The sequence below is a fragment of the Diplocloster hominis genome (assembly GCF_032380655.1).
Lineage (GTDB): Bacteria > Bacillota > Clostridia > Lachnospirales > Lachnospiraceae > Diplocloster > Diplocloster hominis.
Genome location: NZ_JAWDIY010000001.1, coordinates 166,618 through 181,170 on the forward strand (window position 1 = coordinate 166,618; position 14,553 = coordinate 181,170).

At 46.8% G+C, this 14,553-nt stretch carries 15 protein-coding genes; 2 read left to right on the top strand and 13 right to left on the bottom strand.

The window, feature by feature from the left end; genetic code table 11:
- Nucleotides 1-31 precede the first annotated feature (31 nt).
- On the bottom strand, nt 32-913 hold the full coding sequence (locus ABC831_RS00655) for an aldose epimerase family protein (RefSeq protein ID WP_343246365.1): 882 nt from the start codon (nt 911-913) through the stop codon (nt 32-34).
- 252 nt (nt 914-1,165) lie between these two features.
- Here ABC831_RS00655 and ABC831_RS00660 point away from each other — a divergent pair, with 252 nt between their 5' ends.
- Complete coding sequence (locus ABC831_RS00660) at nt 1,166-2,095, top strand: AraC family transcriptional regulator (RefSeq protein WP_343246366.1); 930 nt, start codon at nt 1,166-1,168, stop codon at nt 2,093-2,095.
- A gap of 230 nt (nt 2,096-2,325) precedes the next feature.
- Here ABC831_RS00660 and ABC831_RS00665 read toward each other — a convergent pair whose 3' ends face one another.
- The 11 genes from ABC831_RS00665 to buk all read right to left on the bottom strand — a co-directional run bounded on the left by ABC831_RS00665 (nt 2,326) and on the right by buk (nt 12,742).
- Nucleotides 2,326-3,300 (bottom strand): CPBP family intramembrane glutamic endopeptidase, encoded by a 975-nt coding sequence (locus ABC831_RS00665; RefSeq protein ID WP_343246367.1) that lies wholly within the window; start codon nt 3,298-3,300, stop codon nt 2,326-2,328.
- A 123-nt stretch (nt 3,301-3,423) separates the two neighbouring features.
- Entirely contained in the window at nt 3,424-3,804 is a 381-nt protein-coding gene (gene lpdD, locus ABC831_RS00670; RefSeq protein ID WP_343246368.1) for a prenylated flavin chaperone LpdD, read from the bottom strand.
- Between the two features lie 24 nt (nt 3,805-3,828).
- Complete coding sequence (locus tag ABC831_RS00675) at nt 3,829-4,398, bottom strand: UbiX family flavin prenyltransferase (RefSeq protein ID WP_343246369.1); 570 nt, start codon at nt 4,396-4,398, stop codon at nt 3,829-3,831.
- A gap of 93 nt (nt 4,399-4,491) precedes the next feature.
- The gene (locus tag ABC831_RS00680) at nt 4,492-5,961 is read right to left on the bottom strand and encodes a UbiD family decarboxylase (protein ID WP_343246370.1); all 1,470 of its coding nucleotides are present in this window, start codon (nt 5,959-5,961) and stop codon (nt 4,492-4,494) included.
- Between the two features lie 144 nt (nt 5,962-6,105).
- Nucleotides 6,106-7,497 (bottom strand): SLC13 family permease, encoded by a 1,392-nt coding sequence (locus tag ABC831_RS00685; RefSeq protein ID WP_343246371.1) that lies wholly within the window; start codon nt 7,495-7,497, stop codon nt 6,106-6,108.
- A gap of 37 nt (nt 7,498-7,534) precedes the next feature.
- Nucleotides 7,535-8,407 (bottom strand): thiamine pyrophosphate-dependent enzyme, encoded by an 873-nt coding sequence (locus ABC831_RS00690; protein ID WP_343246372.1) that lies wholly within the window; start codon nt 8,405-8,407, stop codon nt 7,535-7,537.
- A complete protein-coding gene (porA, locus tag ABC831_RS00695; protein WP_343246373.1) occupies nt 8,394-9,605 on the bottom strand; it encodes a pyruvate ferredoxin oxidoreductase in 1,212 nt (403 codons plus the stop codon). The genes ABC831_RS00690 and porA overlap by 14 nt, the downstream gene beginning before the upstream one ends.
- Nucleotides 9,605-9,871 (bottom strand): 4Fe-4S binding protein, encoded by a 267-nt coding sequence (locus ABC831_RS00700; RefSeq protein WP_343246374.1) that lies wholly within the window; start codon nt 9,869-9,871, stop codon nt 9,605-9,607. Before ABC831_RS00700 ends, porA begins: the two co-directional genes overlap by 1 nt.
- Nucleotides 9,861-10,412, bottom strand: coding sequence for a 2-oxoacid:acceptor oxidoreductase family protein (locus ABC831_RS00705; protein WP_343246375.1), 552 nt, complete (start codon nt 10,410-10,412; stop codon nt 9,861-9,863). Before ABC831_RS00705 ends, ABC831_RS00700 begins: the two co-directional genes overlap by 11 nt.
- A gap of 351 nt (nt 10,413-10,763) precedes the next feature.
- Nucleotides 10,764-11,666, bottom strand: coding sequence for a phosphate acyltransferase (locus ABC831_RS00710; protein ID WP_343246376.1), 903 nt, complete (start codon nt 11,664-11,666; stop codon nt 10,764-10,766).
- A gap of 11 nt (nt 11,667-11,677) precedes the next feature.
- The gene (gene buk / locus ABC831_RS00715) at nt 11,678-12,742 is read right to left on the bottom strand and encodes a butyrate kinase (RefSeq protein ID WP_343246377.1); all 1,065 of its coding nucleotides are present in this window, start codon (nt 12,740-12,742) and stop codon (nt 11,678-11,680) included.
- Between the two features lie 471 nt (nt 12,743-13,213).
- On the opposite strand from buk, the gene ABC831_RS00720 reads away from it, so the two are divergent.
- A complete protein-coding gene (locus tag ABC831_RS00720; RefSeq protein WP_343246378.1) occupies nt 13,214-13,981 on the top strand; it encodes an IclR family transcriptional regulator in 768 nt (255 codons plus the stop codon).
- Nucleotides 13,982-14,125: 144 nt separating this feature from the next.
- Here ABC831_RS00720 and ABC831_RS00725 read toward each other — a convergent pair whose 3' ends face one another.
- On the bottom strand, nt 14,126-14,467 hold the full coding sequence (locus tag ABC831_RS00725) for an arsenate reductase family protein (RefSeq protein WP_343246379.1): 342 nt from the start codon (nt 14,465-14,467) through the stop codon (nt 14,126-14,128).
- Nucleotides 14,468-14,553 lie beyond the last annotated feature (86 nt).

A 14,553-nucleotide genomic window follows, 5' to 3' on the forward strand; every position in this document is an offset into this window, starting at 1 on the left:
TCTCACCTCATTCTTAATCTGCCGGCCATTCTTACGATAAGTTCCCCAGTTCGATTACCTGGACATATTCTTTGGTTTCACCCGGTTTTGCGATTTGTACCGCACGTTTGCTGAAAAGGCTGTTATCGGAATCCGCAGCATCCGGCGCGCTGTACCAGGGCTGAATGCAGACATATCCGGCTATTCCCGGCTGGGCCCAGAACGCGACTACCGGAGCTCCTTTCAGATATACCCGGCTGTACCGGCCGGTGGGAATCTCCTCGATCTGAATATAGTCGGATTTTACATTACCCAGCATAAAGCTGTTGGGAAACTGCGGGTTATCAAGCGTCAGCACGTCGGAGTCTGTCAGGAACGGGATTTCTTCTCCGGTCAGATTGCCATTGTCGTTATGGCGTAAGTGAACCGCGTTTTCTTTCTTCTCAAAACGGATTACATAATCGTCAGGTTTATACCCATCCTCAAACGGGCACATATATCCGGTATGGATACCGATACCAAAGGGCATTTTTTTATCGCCTGTATTTTTCACCTGCGCCACCCAATATACCTGGCTGCCTTCGATGCGGTATTCGGTTCTGAGCTCAAAAGGCCAGGGATATTGCTTCAGCGTGTCTTCCTTCGATGTGAGGCTGAATACCAACCGGTCCGCCTCCTGTGAAACCAGGCAGTGTGTCATGGTTTTGGCAAATCCATGGGGAGCCCCTTCATACACGACACCCTCTTCGATAAACTTACCGTCTTTCAGGCATCCGATATAAGGAAACAGGAGCGGGGAACGCTCGTTCCACGCTTTTTCTCCCTGCCACAGGCGTGGTATCCCGCCGTTCTTCTTGTCGAAAATATTCCACAACTCCGCGCCGCTGTCGTTCACCTCAACCTTTAAAAATTCGTTTTCCATACTGTAAATCATTTTTTTGCACCTTCCTTAATTTTATATTTTACAGCCCATAAGACTGTAATTTGCGTTCCGGCTTTCCAAAGACCCCTGTCGCGTGTATGCAACTTTTTATACTTCTCATTATTTCAAATCCGGTTTTGAGGAAAATTGCCGATTAACAAGGGAAATCATTTGTATTTTTTGTACATTTATTATATAATAAGAGTGTTTCTCGAGTCTTTGTGTATTTAGTTTTACTTCTTGTCAAAAAGGATGATCGTCAATATGCCGGAAAACGTATATTTAAGTACGCTGCTGCCTATGCTGGTACAGGTAGACAGTATTTTTACATTACACTATTTTGAATACGACAAAAATTTTCTGTTTGCTGGTGAGTCACATGATTTCTGGGAAATCGTTTATGTGGACAGCGGTGTAATCGGTGTATCCGCTGAGGGACAGAAATACTACCTGAAGCAGGGAGATACCATCTTTCACAAGCCCAATGAGTTCCACAGCCTGTGGACTGAAAATGTATTTGCCAGTGCTATCATCATCAGCTTTTGTTCTTCTTCCGCCTGTATGGATCTGTTTAACGGCTGTATTCACCATACCAATGAAAAAGAACGGAATCTGATTCATGAGATCCTGCAGATCGGCAGCGAGACTTATGTGGGGCCGCTGGACGTTATGGAAATGAAAAAGCTGGTTCAGTCCGATACCGTCAGCTTCGGTTCTGAGCAGATGATAAAAAACTTATTGGAACAGCTTCTGATTGAAATCGCCCGCAACAAGAACAAAGACCAGAAGTCTACACCTCCGTCTCCGCTTCTGACTTCTATTTATTTTTCAGATTCGGAAGACCAGCCGGTCTCTCCCCATCAGGATCTGATCCGCTCCATCCTGACTCTCCTGGAAGAGAAAATCTGTCAGCATGTATCCCTGGATGAGATCGCCCAGGAACAGAATTTTTCCAAATCCTATATAAAAAGTGTCTTTAAACGGGAAACCGGCTATACCATCATGCAGGTTTACTTTAAGATGAAAATGGATAAGGCGAAACAGCTGATCAGTGAGGGGAGGTATTCCTTTACGCAGATAGCCGATTTTCTCGGATTTGATTCTATCCACTCGTTTTCCAAGGCTTTTAAAAAGGCTACCGGGATGTCTCCTACTGAGTATAAGACTTCGGTTAAGAACCGGCTGCTGCTGTGATTTTGAGGGACGCTGTTCGGGGGAGATTGTGCGAAAACTTTTTTTAATTAGGTCCGGGAAGATCGGAACGCGGCGGACGCGGGAGATGGACCGGCAGACTTTCCGGGGAAATAAACAGGCAGCCTGCTTTCCTTTCAAGGAAGCAGGCTGCCGCTTTTTTAAGAGCTGTCCTGACAAATAAGTTTAAATTCTTTATGTATTATCTTTTTTGTGCCATTCCTCTGATGTTCTCAGATATGATCCTTTTGTATCAGGTTATCCTGTTTCAGGTTATCATTGATAAAATCATATTCGGATTTCCTGTAGTAATATTTTACAAATACAAAGCCCAGCAGGGATACGATGGTTGTCAGGATTCCGCCTTCAATGCCGAATCCTCCCCCGTTCAGAATGTTGGCATGGGTAAATTCGGTGGTTAGGAATCCAGGGATATTAAGGCCGCTGACCGGCATACCATAGATGACCCCCTGAAAGACATTCCAGGTGAAATGATATCCGATGCACATCCATATATTTCCGGACTTAATATACATGTAGGAAAAAAGGATACCAACTAATATGATATTTAATACGGATAATAAGGTTACGCTGGGGTTGGTCAGGTGAATCATACCAAAGATGACGGATGGAACCAGCATAATAAAATAGATGTTCCCGGTTCTTCTCAGGGTCCCCATGATAAAACCGCGGTTTAATATCTCTTCCCCTAATGCTACCAGAATAAAGACTAAGATCCATATCACCCCCGGCACAGTGATCCGGGGAACCCAGGAGACAACATGACCGCCGCCCACCGTTATGGTAATGAGAAAAATAATGGAACAGCAGACTATACCCAGCAGCATTCCCGCACAACAGTCTTTCTTACCAGGACCGGCGGTAGATATGCCCATTTCCCGGGCCGGGTGTTTCATGATATATCTCCACGTAATCACGCAAATCAGGATCATCACACTATCGGTTAGAACTTGCATAATAATCGGTAAAGCGACAGCATTGAGCCAGTCCACATACGCGGACAGCTCTCCCGTGACTTTGTTGATATCCCCTGTGGAGATTAAATGCCTGCTCATTACTTCGATTACGAGAGAGCTCAGGACATACATAATGAGATAATAAGCCGCCATCACGGCCAGGACAATCCACCCGGACCGCACCTGTCCGTACCTATTTTTAACCAGCTTGTTGTCCCATAATTTTTTCATATGATCCCCGCTTTCCCGGATACGATTTTTTACGTACTATTCCACACATATGTTTTGATTATAACGGAAGCTGTATGATATGTAAATTATTTCCGTAAGAAAAGTTCGCTGATAGGGATCTTACTATGCGGGGAGTGTCCCATATGCTTCTTCCGCCATTATCGGAATCTTTTCGGTTATTTCGTTTACGGCTGCCAGGTGGTCCGGGGTAAAGCGGTCATAGTGTATACCGACTGCCGCCACACATTTTCTGTTTAGTTTCGCTGCGACTTCCCGGGCTATGGCAGACGCGATGAGATCATCCTTGTGTCCTGAATAGGTGTAGACGGATACGGTAGATGATATTTCTCCGCTGCCGGTTAAGCTGGGCCTGGGCTCTGCCATAGCTACACTTCCAATGTGTCCGCGGTCGCCTCCGTAAAAGAGTATGCAGAGATCTTCTCCCATCTGCTGCATCTGTATTTTTAACTGCTCTTTTTCATACCAATAATCTTTTCGGGACATCCGTTTTCTCCTATATGGGGCCGTTTACCTTCTGTCAGGGCCCTGCCAGCTATGGAATTTTTCATAAGTCATTCCAAACTGCATCAATACTTTTCCTGTGATGTGATCCAATTGTGCCTTCACCGATGTATCTTCCATATAAAAACTCAGCATAGGCGGTATGATACTGCATCCATATTCTGCGCAGGCCAGCATATTTTTCAGATGAGCTCTTCCAAAGGGCATCTCCCGCGGAAGGAGAACTACTTTTCTCCCTTCCTTCAGGCAGACATCCGCGGCGCGTATGATCAGATTCTCATCATAGGCATTGGCAATGCCTGATAAAGTCTTCATACTGCACGGAGCCACGATCATACCATCCGTAACAAAGCTGCCGCTTGCTATGGCCGCTCCCAATTCTTTTTCCCCATATACGTAATCTGCTATACGCAGGAACTCCCCTTCCGTCAGATTGCTTTCTTCCCGCATGGTGTACCGGGCGCCCTCCGATATGATCAGATGGATTTCCGCGTTTTGTCTCTTTAAGGCCCGTAGTATATGCAGTCCGAGTTCTACTCCGCTAGCTCCTGTAATGCCTAAGATAATCTTTCTCATGTTATCTGTCTCCCGGTTTTCGAATTTTAGTTTTTTCCCATCTGACTCCGGCTTGCGAATTTATTCTTCATCCCGCCCATCTCCGGCTTTCTATTATTCCGGAATCCATTTTGCCGGATCCAGTTCCATAAAGCGGGAACGAATAAACCGTTCTTTTTGATCAAATGGTACGGTACAGTCAAAAATGACTTTGCACGCAATCCCCTGATCCCTGCAGGATGTCGTACACAAGGGGGAATTCGACGGGTCCAGGGGATGGCATCTCACGCCGGGAATCGTAATGATATCAGCGTCTCCCTGGAACCTGGTGTTCATAGCCCATAGCACATCATTCATGTCAAAACAGTCCACATCCTCATCGACCAGGAAAATATGCTTCAGTTCACTGAAGGCCGAGAACGCAAGCAGTGCCGCCTGACGCTGTCTGCCTTCATCTGACGCCACACTCTTTTTTATTTGCAGTACCGCCATATATTTTCCGCCGCCGGCGGATGCGCAGTAGACATTCAGCAGCTTGCCCGGCATGGCCTTATCGATCATTCCGATGATACTCGCTTCTGTGGGAATGCCTGCCATGGAGACGTGTTCCTCACTGGGCCCGATGCAGGTCTGCATAATCGGCTTCCGGCGGTGTGTCACTGCTTTCACCTTAATCAGCCAGCACTGGCTACTGGCCGCTCCTGTATAACCCGGGAATTCCGGCATGGCATAACCGGTGTTGCGGTTCTGGTCTTCACGCACACGGATTCCGGGCAGTACCTCTCCTTCGATCACATACTCCGCATTGGCGATGGCGCGTTCCTTTACGGTAAGGCAGTTGGTAAGCTGTACCGCTTCCCCTCTTAACGCCCCCGCAATGGATAACTCATCGAATCCTAACGGTGTGGTAGGAGGCTCGAAACAGGAAGCGATCTCAATGGCCGGATCAACACCGATGCTGACGGATATCGGAAGCCTCCGGCCTAATTCTTCCGCCCTCTCGGCCATTGCGCCGATATGTCTGGCTCCCGGGGTGAAGAAAATACTTAATTCGTCTTTGCCCTGGATACACAACCTATGGATCGTAACATCCGATCTGCCAGTGTCCGGATGCGTCGCATAACACATGCCCAGTGTGATGTAGGGCCCTGCGTCATCCGGCGTATTGGTCGGTGCCGGAATTAATTTGTTTAAATCAAAATCCTCTTCCGACGCATAGTGTATCACTTCCCGGCATACCGGCTTCTCCTCTGTCAAAACCGGCTGGATGGGATGGGCTGCGCTGTCCCGCAGTAAGTGCCCTAACTTTTCCGGGCTGCTGTCCAACAGGGCCGCCACCCGTTCTCTGCTGGCCAGCACACCAATCGCCACCCGGGCGTCCGGGTGGCCTTTCACATTGTTAAACAGAACGGCCGGACCTTTACCGGTAGGACGCATAACCGTTCCTCCTGCGCCTACATAGCGGTATACACCGGACAGCTCCGCTTCCGGGTCCACCGGCACGTCCGTCTCCACCAATTCTTTCTCCATGCACCGTAATTTATCCAGTGCCGAACGAAGATCCCTTACCTTTATTTCTGACATTTTTTCCTCCATATTTTTCGTTCATCCGGAAACCCTTTTCTAAAATCTCCTGACGGCTGTACCTGATTATCTGTCTTGATACTGAAAAAGTGAGGAGATTGGGATATACCTCAATCTCCTCTGAAAACCATAAGATGCAGATACTTAAATAATCCCAATCGCTCTTCCCAGCAATATACCAGCCGCACATACCGGTATCCAGATCAGGGAAATAATCAGTCCCGGCTTTGCCATTTCCGATAGTTTCCAATAGCCGTAACCATACGTGGTCAGTGGAATCGGGTCCAGCGGAATGATAAATACCGCGGATGCCGTAAATCCTAACGGAAGCACCAGGTATAACGGATTCACGCCGATGGAGCCGGCCAGCACCACTACGATGGGGACACACACGGCAAGAACCGCATTGGCTACCGGAACCAGCAGATGGCTGAAGATGCCGAAGGCGGTCACCACCATCAGTAATACGGCCAGTGAAGCCCCGCTGACAGCTCCTAAGATGCTGTTGGAGATCCATTCCGCGGTCCCCTGGGTACTCAGAACCATCGCCAGCGCGTTAGCGGAGCCCATAAGCAGGACGGATTCCCAGCTGACCGCGTCCCTGGCTTTTTCCCAGTTGATCAGATCAAATCCGGGAAGGAAGAAAATACTCACCGCAAGGAGGGATACGAAGGCTGTCTCGATTCCGGTCATGGACTGCGTAAACCAAAGAACCATAACACAGATAAAGATAACCAGGAATTTCTTTTCGTTCTTGGACATGGGGCCCAGTTCGGCCCGCTTTTTCTTGATATCATCCAGTCCCTTGACCGTTTCGATCTCCGGCTTGTAGATCAGACAGATCACGAACCACGCCACGAACAGCAGTACCAGAGCGATCGGCGCTCCTATGAGGGTCCACTGCGCAAAGGTAATGTTGACACCAGCCACATTATTTAACAGGTTAATGGTGAGGATATTCAGTCCGCTTCCAGCCGGCGTCGCGATGCCGCCCAGAGCTGCCGCGATCGGAATGCCCATCATAACCGCCTTGCCGTATTTACTTTTTCCGGGTTCGCAGCCGCTTTCTTTCAGTATCGGCAGGGCAATGCCCGCCAGAATAATCGCTGTGGGGATATCAACCAACACAGAAGATATCAGGCCGCCGCAGAGCATCAGGCTTAGCAGGACCATTTTGCTTTTCGGCCCCAGCAATGGGGTTATGTACAGGGAAATCCGGTAACCCAGCCCGGTATCGATAAATACCTTAGCGATAATCAAGGCGCCCATCACGAAGAACATGGTGGTAATACCAAAGTTCACAAGGACATTCGAGGTACTGTCAATCTGCAGAAATGCCGGCAGCATCAGCAGGAAACAGGATGATATACCGATGGGGATAAACTCGGTAACCCAGGTATAAACACAGCAGATCATAAGAAGCAATGCCTTCCAGCCCGCTTCCGTAAGCCCGTTTGGCGGCGAAATGTGAGAACAGATCACATAAAATACAACCACAATAATCAGTTGAAGATATACTTTTTTTGCTTTACTCATATGAGCCTCCTCCTATATTGAAAACCCTCCGAAACGTTTAAAGTGCCGCCAGCTTTTCCAGATACTCATATCTCTCTACAAGATGTCTGCTGACCTCTTCCATCTCCTCCTGCGTTACCCCTTTAAATCTCTTCTGCATGGAGAAATATTTTTCTACATTCCCTAATTGAGAAGGCTTTTTGCCAAGTTTCACTTTACCGTCTTCATATTCCATAAGAACCCACGACCCATTTTGTATCGCTTCCCGGGCAACCTCCACCGTCTTGGACATTTTATATCCCCAGCCGGTAGGACAGGGGCTCATAATGTGCAGCACACGGCAGCCCTTTCTTTCTTTTGCTTTTTTCACCTTTTTCCGAAGATCCGGAAGGTTGGCTATGGAAGCGGAGGCTGCATACGGTACATGATGCGCCATAACGATCTGCATCAAATCTTTACTATTCACAGGCTTTCCTGCCGGAGTGGTTGTCGTACTGGCCGCAAGCGGCGTGGAACTGCTCCCCTGTATGCCGGTGTTCATATATGCTTCATTATCATAACAGATATACAGAATATTATCATTACGTTCCATGGCTCCGCTCAGGGACTGGATTCCAATATCTACGGTGGCGCCGTCTCCGGCAATCGCCACAACCTGCGTATGATCGTTGCCCTGATATTTGAATCCGGCTGCAATTCCGGCTGCAATCGCTGCGGAATTCTCCAGATTTCCCTGGATACCAGGTACTGTTACCGACGCCTCAGGCCCACAGCCTGAAAATTGAGCGGAACATCCGGGTGGGATTACAAGTACCGTATCTTCACCCATAATATCGAGAACGTTTCTGAAAATAACATCAATCATACATCCCTGACAGGTATTGATCCCCGGCGAAACCGCACCCTTTGGCTGAGTTTTATACGTTAGCATTTGTTTCCACCTCCCTTATGTTCATGGCATTCTCTTCTACGTCAAACCAGGTAGAAACTGTTTCGGATTTACCCTCTTTGATCTCGAGAAGCTCATTAAATATCTTCCGGAATGAACCGTCTGATATATCACGGCCGGCTATTCCGCCGATATAGCCATATATCTTAGAGCTTTCGCCGTACATCGCCGCTTTTACTTCCGAGCAGACCGGACCCTGGGCGCCGCCCAGACCGCAGGAACGGTCGATCACGCCAATTACCGGGATGTTCTTCAGTGCTTCATGGATTTTCCGGTCCGGGAACGGGCGGAACATGCAGATTCTCAGAAGGCCGGCCTTTATCCCTTTTTCCCGTAACTGCTCTACGACATATTTTCCGGTACCGGACATGGAACCGATCGTCACCACAGCCACCTCGGCATCTTCCAGACGGTACGCTTCCACCTGCTTAAGCTTTCTGCCAAATCGTTTTTCGTATTCCGCAAATATTTCATCCGACACTTCGGCCGCGCTCTTAAAGCCCATCATCTGCTGATATTTCATCTCCGTATGCTCAACGGTGGGACACAAATCATTGATAAACATCACGTCCTTCGTATCCAGATACATATTTTTCTTCACATACGGCTTTACAAAGTCCCATGCCTCTTCATCAGACGGAGTATCCACCCTCTGCATGGAATGGGACAGATAAAATCCATCGAAACAGACCATAGAGGGAATCATAACATCTTCATGCTCACTGATCCGATATGCGCAAAGCTGCAGATCCAGAATCTCCTGTACTGTGGAAGCGTAAAATTGAAGCCAGCCCGTATCTCTCTCCGCCATCGTGTCAGAGTGGTCACACCACAAAGACCAGGGAGCCACCAGCGAACGGTTCACCACCGGCATCACGATGGGGACACGGCATCCGGCTGCCACGCCGCAGACTTCATGCATCAGGGCCAGACCTACGGAAGCGGTGGCTGTCGCCACACGGACACCGGTAAGCTGGGCGCCGATGGAAATAGACATGGCCGAATGCTCGGATTCCACACGGACATATTCCGCCTTGATCGCCCCTTCCGCCACAGCGTCGGCCAGATGCTCCGCAATGGAGCTCTGCGGGGTAATCGGATAAGCCGCTATCACACCCGGACGTGCCAGACGGATCGCTTCCACCGCCGCACCATTACCATCAAACATTTTAATTCCCATTATTCACCACTCCCTTCCGGTATCATGGATAATGCCTGCCGGGGACATTCATTTGCACAAATACCACAACCCTTACAGTAATGCCAGTCAAATTCCAGAGGATCCCCCTCTTTGTTCACCGTGATACATGCGGTAGGACAGTAGTTCGCGCAAATACCGCAGCGGATGCATGCTTCTTCGTCTACCTGCGGCCGTTCCATACGCCAGCTTCCTGTATTTGCCGCCACTAACACGTGGGAGCACGGTCCCAATACTCTACGCTTCACAGGTGTGCTCGTAGGCATATCTTGCTGCTTTTCCATTCTTTTCACCAACCTTTCCAAAACTTTCCGTTACCGCACTGACTACCGCTTCGATCTCAACGACGCCGCTGTGGGCCAAAGCTCCCAGCATCGCACTGTTCGGTATATTTAACCCGATATTTTTCAGGGCAGCTTCCGTGGCATTACATGCATATACTTTCTTAAATCCATATGTATCTTTATACCGCCGGATCATTTCCTCATTTCCGGAATTGATTACAAGTATCGTATTTTCCGTACATCCTTCGCCCACATCCACACCCATATCGATCAGGTTTTCATCAAATACAACTACGATATCCGGTTCATAAACATAACAATTCAGCAAAACGGGTTTATCATCCACAATAATGTGCGCAAACACCGGAGCCCCCCGGCGTTCATGTCCATAGGCAGGAACTGTAATTGCGTACTCATTCTGATGCAGTGATACAGCAATGGATAAAATTTTAGCAGCTGTAACCGCGCCTTGCCCTCCTATTCCATAAAATTTGATCTTGTGCATTTTATTGCCTCCTTATTTCTTTATACGAATCTTAACTTCGTTATTTGAACTTAACGTTATTATAATATAATAGGTAAAATATGTCATTAGATATTTTTTACAAGATTTCGGTGTTTCATTTGTTGAATTTTTAATTCGTATAGAGAATTCTCTTCTTTTAAATAAAGTTTCACCTGGGATACTTTATGCGTTTACCTATAAAAAATAGTACCTCTCGAAAATACCTTGCTGACTATTTTTTATGCATCGCACGTATATGCCCAAAATCTTCCTTTCCGCTTCAGTGCGATCCCCGCGAAGCGTTTATGGTACTAAAAAAGACCGGGTAAAAACCCGGCCTGAAAATCAGTCTTATAAACACTGCATAACAGCAATTAAAATGGAATTATATTTATCTTCGGGAGAATCCGTTCTGCTGGTCATAACCACAGGACACGAGGTACCTGTAAGCGTGCCTGCTGATATCAGATGGGCAAAGTAATAAATCGTTTTTGTAAATATATTTCCGGCGCAGAGATCCGGCATAAGAATAATATCCGGGCGGCCGGCCACCGGGCTGTTAATCTCTTTGTGCCTGGCCGCGTCTTCTGATATGGCGTTATCCATACCCAATGGCCCGTCAATGATACAGCCTTTTATCTGCCCCCGTTCGGCCGCTTTGCTTAGAAGCGCAGCATCCACCGTGGCAGGCATCTTCGGATTCACGGTCTCGACAGGCGCCACTACCGCCACCTTTGGACAATCGATGCGCAGTTTTCCTGCCAGTCTCACCGCATTCTTAATAATTTTAACTTTATCATTATAGTCCGGTGATACATTAACCGCACAGTCGGTAGCGATCATCAGCCGGTTCTCATATTCCATAACGGTGGCCTGGCTTAACAGGGAACCCTCAGGAACAAATCCATATTTTTCTTTATCCAGAATACACCTCATAAAAGTAGCCGTCTGCATTAAGCCTTTCATGGGCATATCCGCTTTCTGATCCTTTACCATCTGGCAGGCCATTTGTCCCGCCGATTTCTCATTCCGGCAGTCGATGATCTCATACCCGGAAGAATCTTCTCCCAATTTATCCAGGATATCTGCTATTTTGTCCGAAACGCCTATAAGAGTCGCATCTATGACCCCTTTTCTAACTGCCATAACGACAGCTTCCAGCGCATCCTCATCATGCGCATTTGCCAGCACCAGACGCTTTTTGATCCCCTGATCCAGAATATACTCTTCAAGCTCCTTAAAATTATGAAACATAGTGATTCCCCCTATTTTAATTCTTTTATTTCTTTTTCCCCGTTTAACGCGGCTAATGTGTTCAAGGCCAGAGACTGCATCTCATATTCTCCCGGATACACCGCTACAGGAGCAATATAACGGACATAATCGGAAACCATGCCTACGATCCAATCAGAATAGGCCATTCCGCCCGTAAATACAATCGCATCTACGTCTCCCTTCAGTACAGTGGCATCCGCGCCAATTTCTTTTGCGATCTGATAGCACATGGCTTCCATAACCTCTTTGCACTTCTCGTCTCCTGCCATGGCCCGGTCCTGTACGATTTTGGCGTCATTCTCACCCACATAGCCCATCAGGCCGGATTGTCCATTGATTAATTTGCGGATCTCCTGATATGTATAATCCCCGGAATAACACAGCTTGATCAAATCACCGATGGGCACAGTACAGCAGCGGTTCGTTGAGAACGGCCCATCACCGTCAATCGCATTGTTCGCATCTACCAATTTCCCTTTTTTATGAGCCGCTATACTGATACCTCCGCCCATATGGACAACCACCAGATTCAGATCCTCGTAGTTTTTTCCGATGTCTTTGGCATACTGCATTCCGGCCGCTCTATGGTTCAATACATGAAAGCTGCTCCGTCTCTGGATGAAGGGAATGCCGCTGTAACGCGCCAGCGGTTCAAACTCGTCCGTTGTAGGCGGATCTACAGTAAAAGCCTGAGGGCCTTGTTTTGAAAATTCCTTCACAATACGAAGGCCCACATCCGTCGCATGATTTCCATATTTTTCGCTTCCGGACTGCTGAAGCATTTTCTCACTGACCCGATATACACCGCCTACAATCGGCTGTGTATGCCCTCCGCGGGTGACAACCGCATCCAGGTTTGAAATGAGAATCCCCTTTTCGTTCAGATAGTTTACGATCTTCTCCATCCGGTAATCCTGCTGATCCCAGATCGTCGCAAATTCATCCAGTTCCTCCGGGCTATGCTTAATATTATCTTTGAAGATGCAATTCTCATCTTCATAATAAGCAATTTTTGTTGATGTGGAGCCCAGGTTAATTGCAACAATTTTTTTCATGCTTTCCATCCTCCTTAATATCTTATTTTTCTTTTACTATTTTTTTATTAATATATATTTATTTCCTTTGCTATTTCTTTATGCGAATTTGTATTTCTTTATTCGAATCTTTTGTTTCAGAATAGCATACTCTGAGGTATATTTCAACTATTTCTTTCCTACACTATTTCTTTCCTTCACTATTTCTTTCATCATTTATTTTTTTCCTGTTTATTTCTTTCCTGTTTATTTCTTTCATTCATTTTATTTCCGGCAGCTTAGTAAAATGAGAGATTACTTGTTTCTTTCGAAATAAAACAAGCAGCCAGGAAGCTTTGCACAGAAAGGTGCCTGTTCCGCTTCCAGTCGTCATTCTTCAATATATTTCAGCCTATTTCAGCAATTAACTTGCTACTTTTTCTTAAATCAGATATATTTATAAGTACAGACAATTTAAAAGTACTAACATTTTAAGGAACAGGAGATGATTTCATGGACGCGAAAGAAAATGACAGCCGGTATTTACTTCAATCCGCGGCTAATACACTTACTGTATTGGAGATCATTGCACAAAATTCTGAGATTGGAATTAATGAAATTGTAGATTTGTCCGGTATCGGGAAAAGTACTGTTTTTCGTATTTTATATACATTGGAAAGCCGCAATTATATTACACGCATGGAAACCGGAAGGTACCGGCTGGGCCTCAAACTCTTTTCCCTGGGTAAGATCGTGGAAAAAGATTATGGAATCATTCAGCTGGCGCATCCCTATCTGGAGCGCTTATCAAACGAAGCGGAGGAAACCGCCCATATTTCTATATGGAAGGACCGTTTAAATATCGTGTTTATTGATAAAGTTGTCAGTACTAATACTTCCCTTCATATGGGCTCTTATATCGGTTACAGCCGGCCGGCTCATCTTACCGCTTCCGGAAAGATATTGCTGTCCGTGTGTTCCGATGAACGTATTCAGGAGTATATCAACGAGACCGAGTTTACCCGGCTTACCGATACAACAATCACTTCCGGGAATGCGCTGTTTGCTGAAATCCGGAAAATCAGGGAGCAGGGGTATGCCGTAGATAACGAAGAGAGCGAGATCGGCCTCGTATGCATGGCTGATGTGATATATGATTCGTTCCGGCAGCCTTATGCTGCGATCAGTATATCAGGTCCCGCGTCGCGAATGTGGATGAATCATGAACGGAACCTGGCAGCTTTAAAGAGTATTGCTCATGAGATTTCGGAGAAGTTATGACGAGGTTATGTTAGGTGTATGTTAGGTGTATGTTTTAGCTTATTTATTATATCTGGAAATACGGCCCAAAATTAGGGCTATCGCACCAGCTGAATGATCAGCTGGCCGATAGCCCTTAATAGTATTTTTTGAGCTTCTTTCTGGTTAGCTCCATCCCTTCCACACTTCCGGCTGATAGCCTATTGTAGACTGCTTTCCATTTCTGACCACCGGGGTCCTGATCACTTGAGGATTCTCCAGAATCTTCTCCAGCTTATCCTCATCGGCAATGTACTTGATCAGCGCAAGCGTATCCTGATCCTTGCCTTCCCAGTTAATCATTTTTTCTATTCCGCCATTCGCCTGAGCAACAGAAGTAAACTCTCCTTTGCTCATGCCCTTTTCTTTCATATCGATAAACTGATACTTGATGCCGCGCTCCTTGAAAAAGCGCTCCGCTTTCTTTGTTTCGTTGCACTTCTTTGTGCCGAAAATCTGTATGTTCATTTTCTTTTCAACCTCACCTGTCCACTCAGGGATTCCATTAAATTTGCTTCTTCATACAATACATAGTTTTTTAAAACCATCAAACC

Excerpts from the sequence above, each read along its gene's own strand:
- ABC831_RS00655 (WP_343246365.1), bottom strand. The coding sequence starts at position 913 with ATGATTTACAGTATGGAAAACGAATTTTTAAAGGTTGAGGTGAACGAC.
- ABC831_RS00660 (WP_343246366.1), top strand. The coding sequence starts at position 1,166 with ATGCCGGAAAACGTATATTTAAGTACGCTGCTGCCTATGCTGGTACAG.
- ABC831_RS00665 (WP_343246367.1), bottom strand. The coding sequence starts at position 3,300 with ATGAAAAAATTATGGGACAACAAGCTGGTTAAAAATAGGTACGGACAG.
- lpdD (WP_343246368.1), bottom strand. The coding sequence starts at position 3,804 with ATGTCCCGAAAAGATTATTGGTATGAAAAAGAGCAGTTAAAAATACAG.
- ABC831_RS00675 (WP_343246369.1), bottom strand. The coding sequence starts at position 4,398 with ATGAGAAAGATTATCTTAGGCATTACAGGAGCTAGCGGAGTAGAACTC.
- ABC831_RS00680 (WP_343246370.1), bottom strand. The coding sequence starts at position 5,961 with ATGTCAGAAATAAAGGTAAGGGATCTTCGTTCGGCACTGGATAAATTA.
- ABC831_RS00685 (WP_343246371.1), bottom strand. The coding sequence starts at position 7,497 with ATGAGTAAAGCAAAAAAAGTATATCTTCAACTGATTATTGTGGTTGTA.
- ABC831_RS00690 (WP_343246372.1), bottom strand. The coding sequence starts at position 8,407 with ATGCTAACGTATAAAACTCAGCCAAAGGGTGCGGTTTCGCCGGGGATC.
- porA (WP_343246373.1), bottom strand. The coding sequence starts at position 9,605 with ATGGGAATTAAAATGTTTGATGGTAATGGTGCGGCGGTGGAAGCGATC.
- ABC831_RS00705 (WP_343246375.1), bottom strand. The coding sequence starts at position 10,412 with ATGCACAAGATCAAATTTTATGGAATAGGAGGGCAAGGCGCGGTTACA.
- ABC831_RS00710 (WP_343246376.1), bottom strand. The coding sequence starts at position 11,666 with ATGTTTCATAATTTTAAGGAGCTTGAAGAGTATATTCTGGATCAGGGG.
- buk (WP_343246377.1), bottom strand. The coding sequence starts at position 12,742 with ATGAAAAAAATTGTTGCAATTAACCTGGGCTCCACATCAACAAAAATT.
- ABC831_RS00720 (WP_343246378.1), top strand. The coding sequence starts at position 13,214 with ATGGACGCGAAAGAAAATGACAGCCGGTATTTACTTCAATCCGCGGCT.
- ABC831_RS00725 (WP_343246379.1), bottom strand. The coding sequence starts at position 14,467 with ATGAACATACAGATTTTCGGCACAAAGAAGTGCAACGAAACAAAGAAA.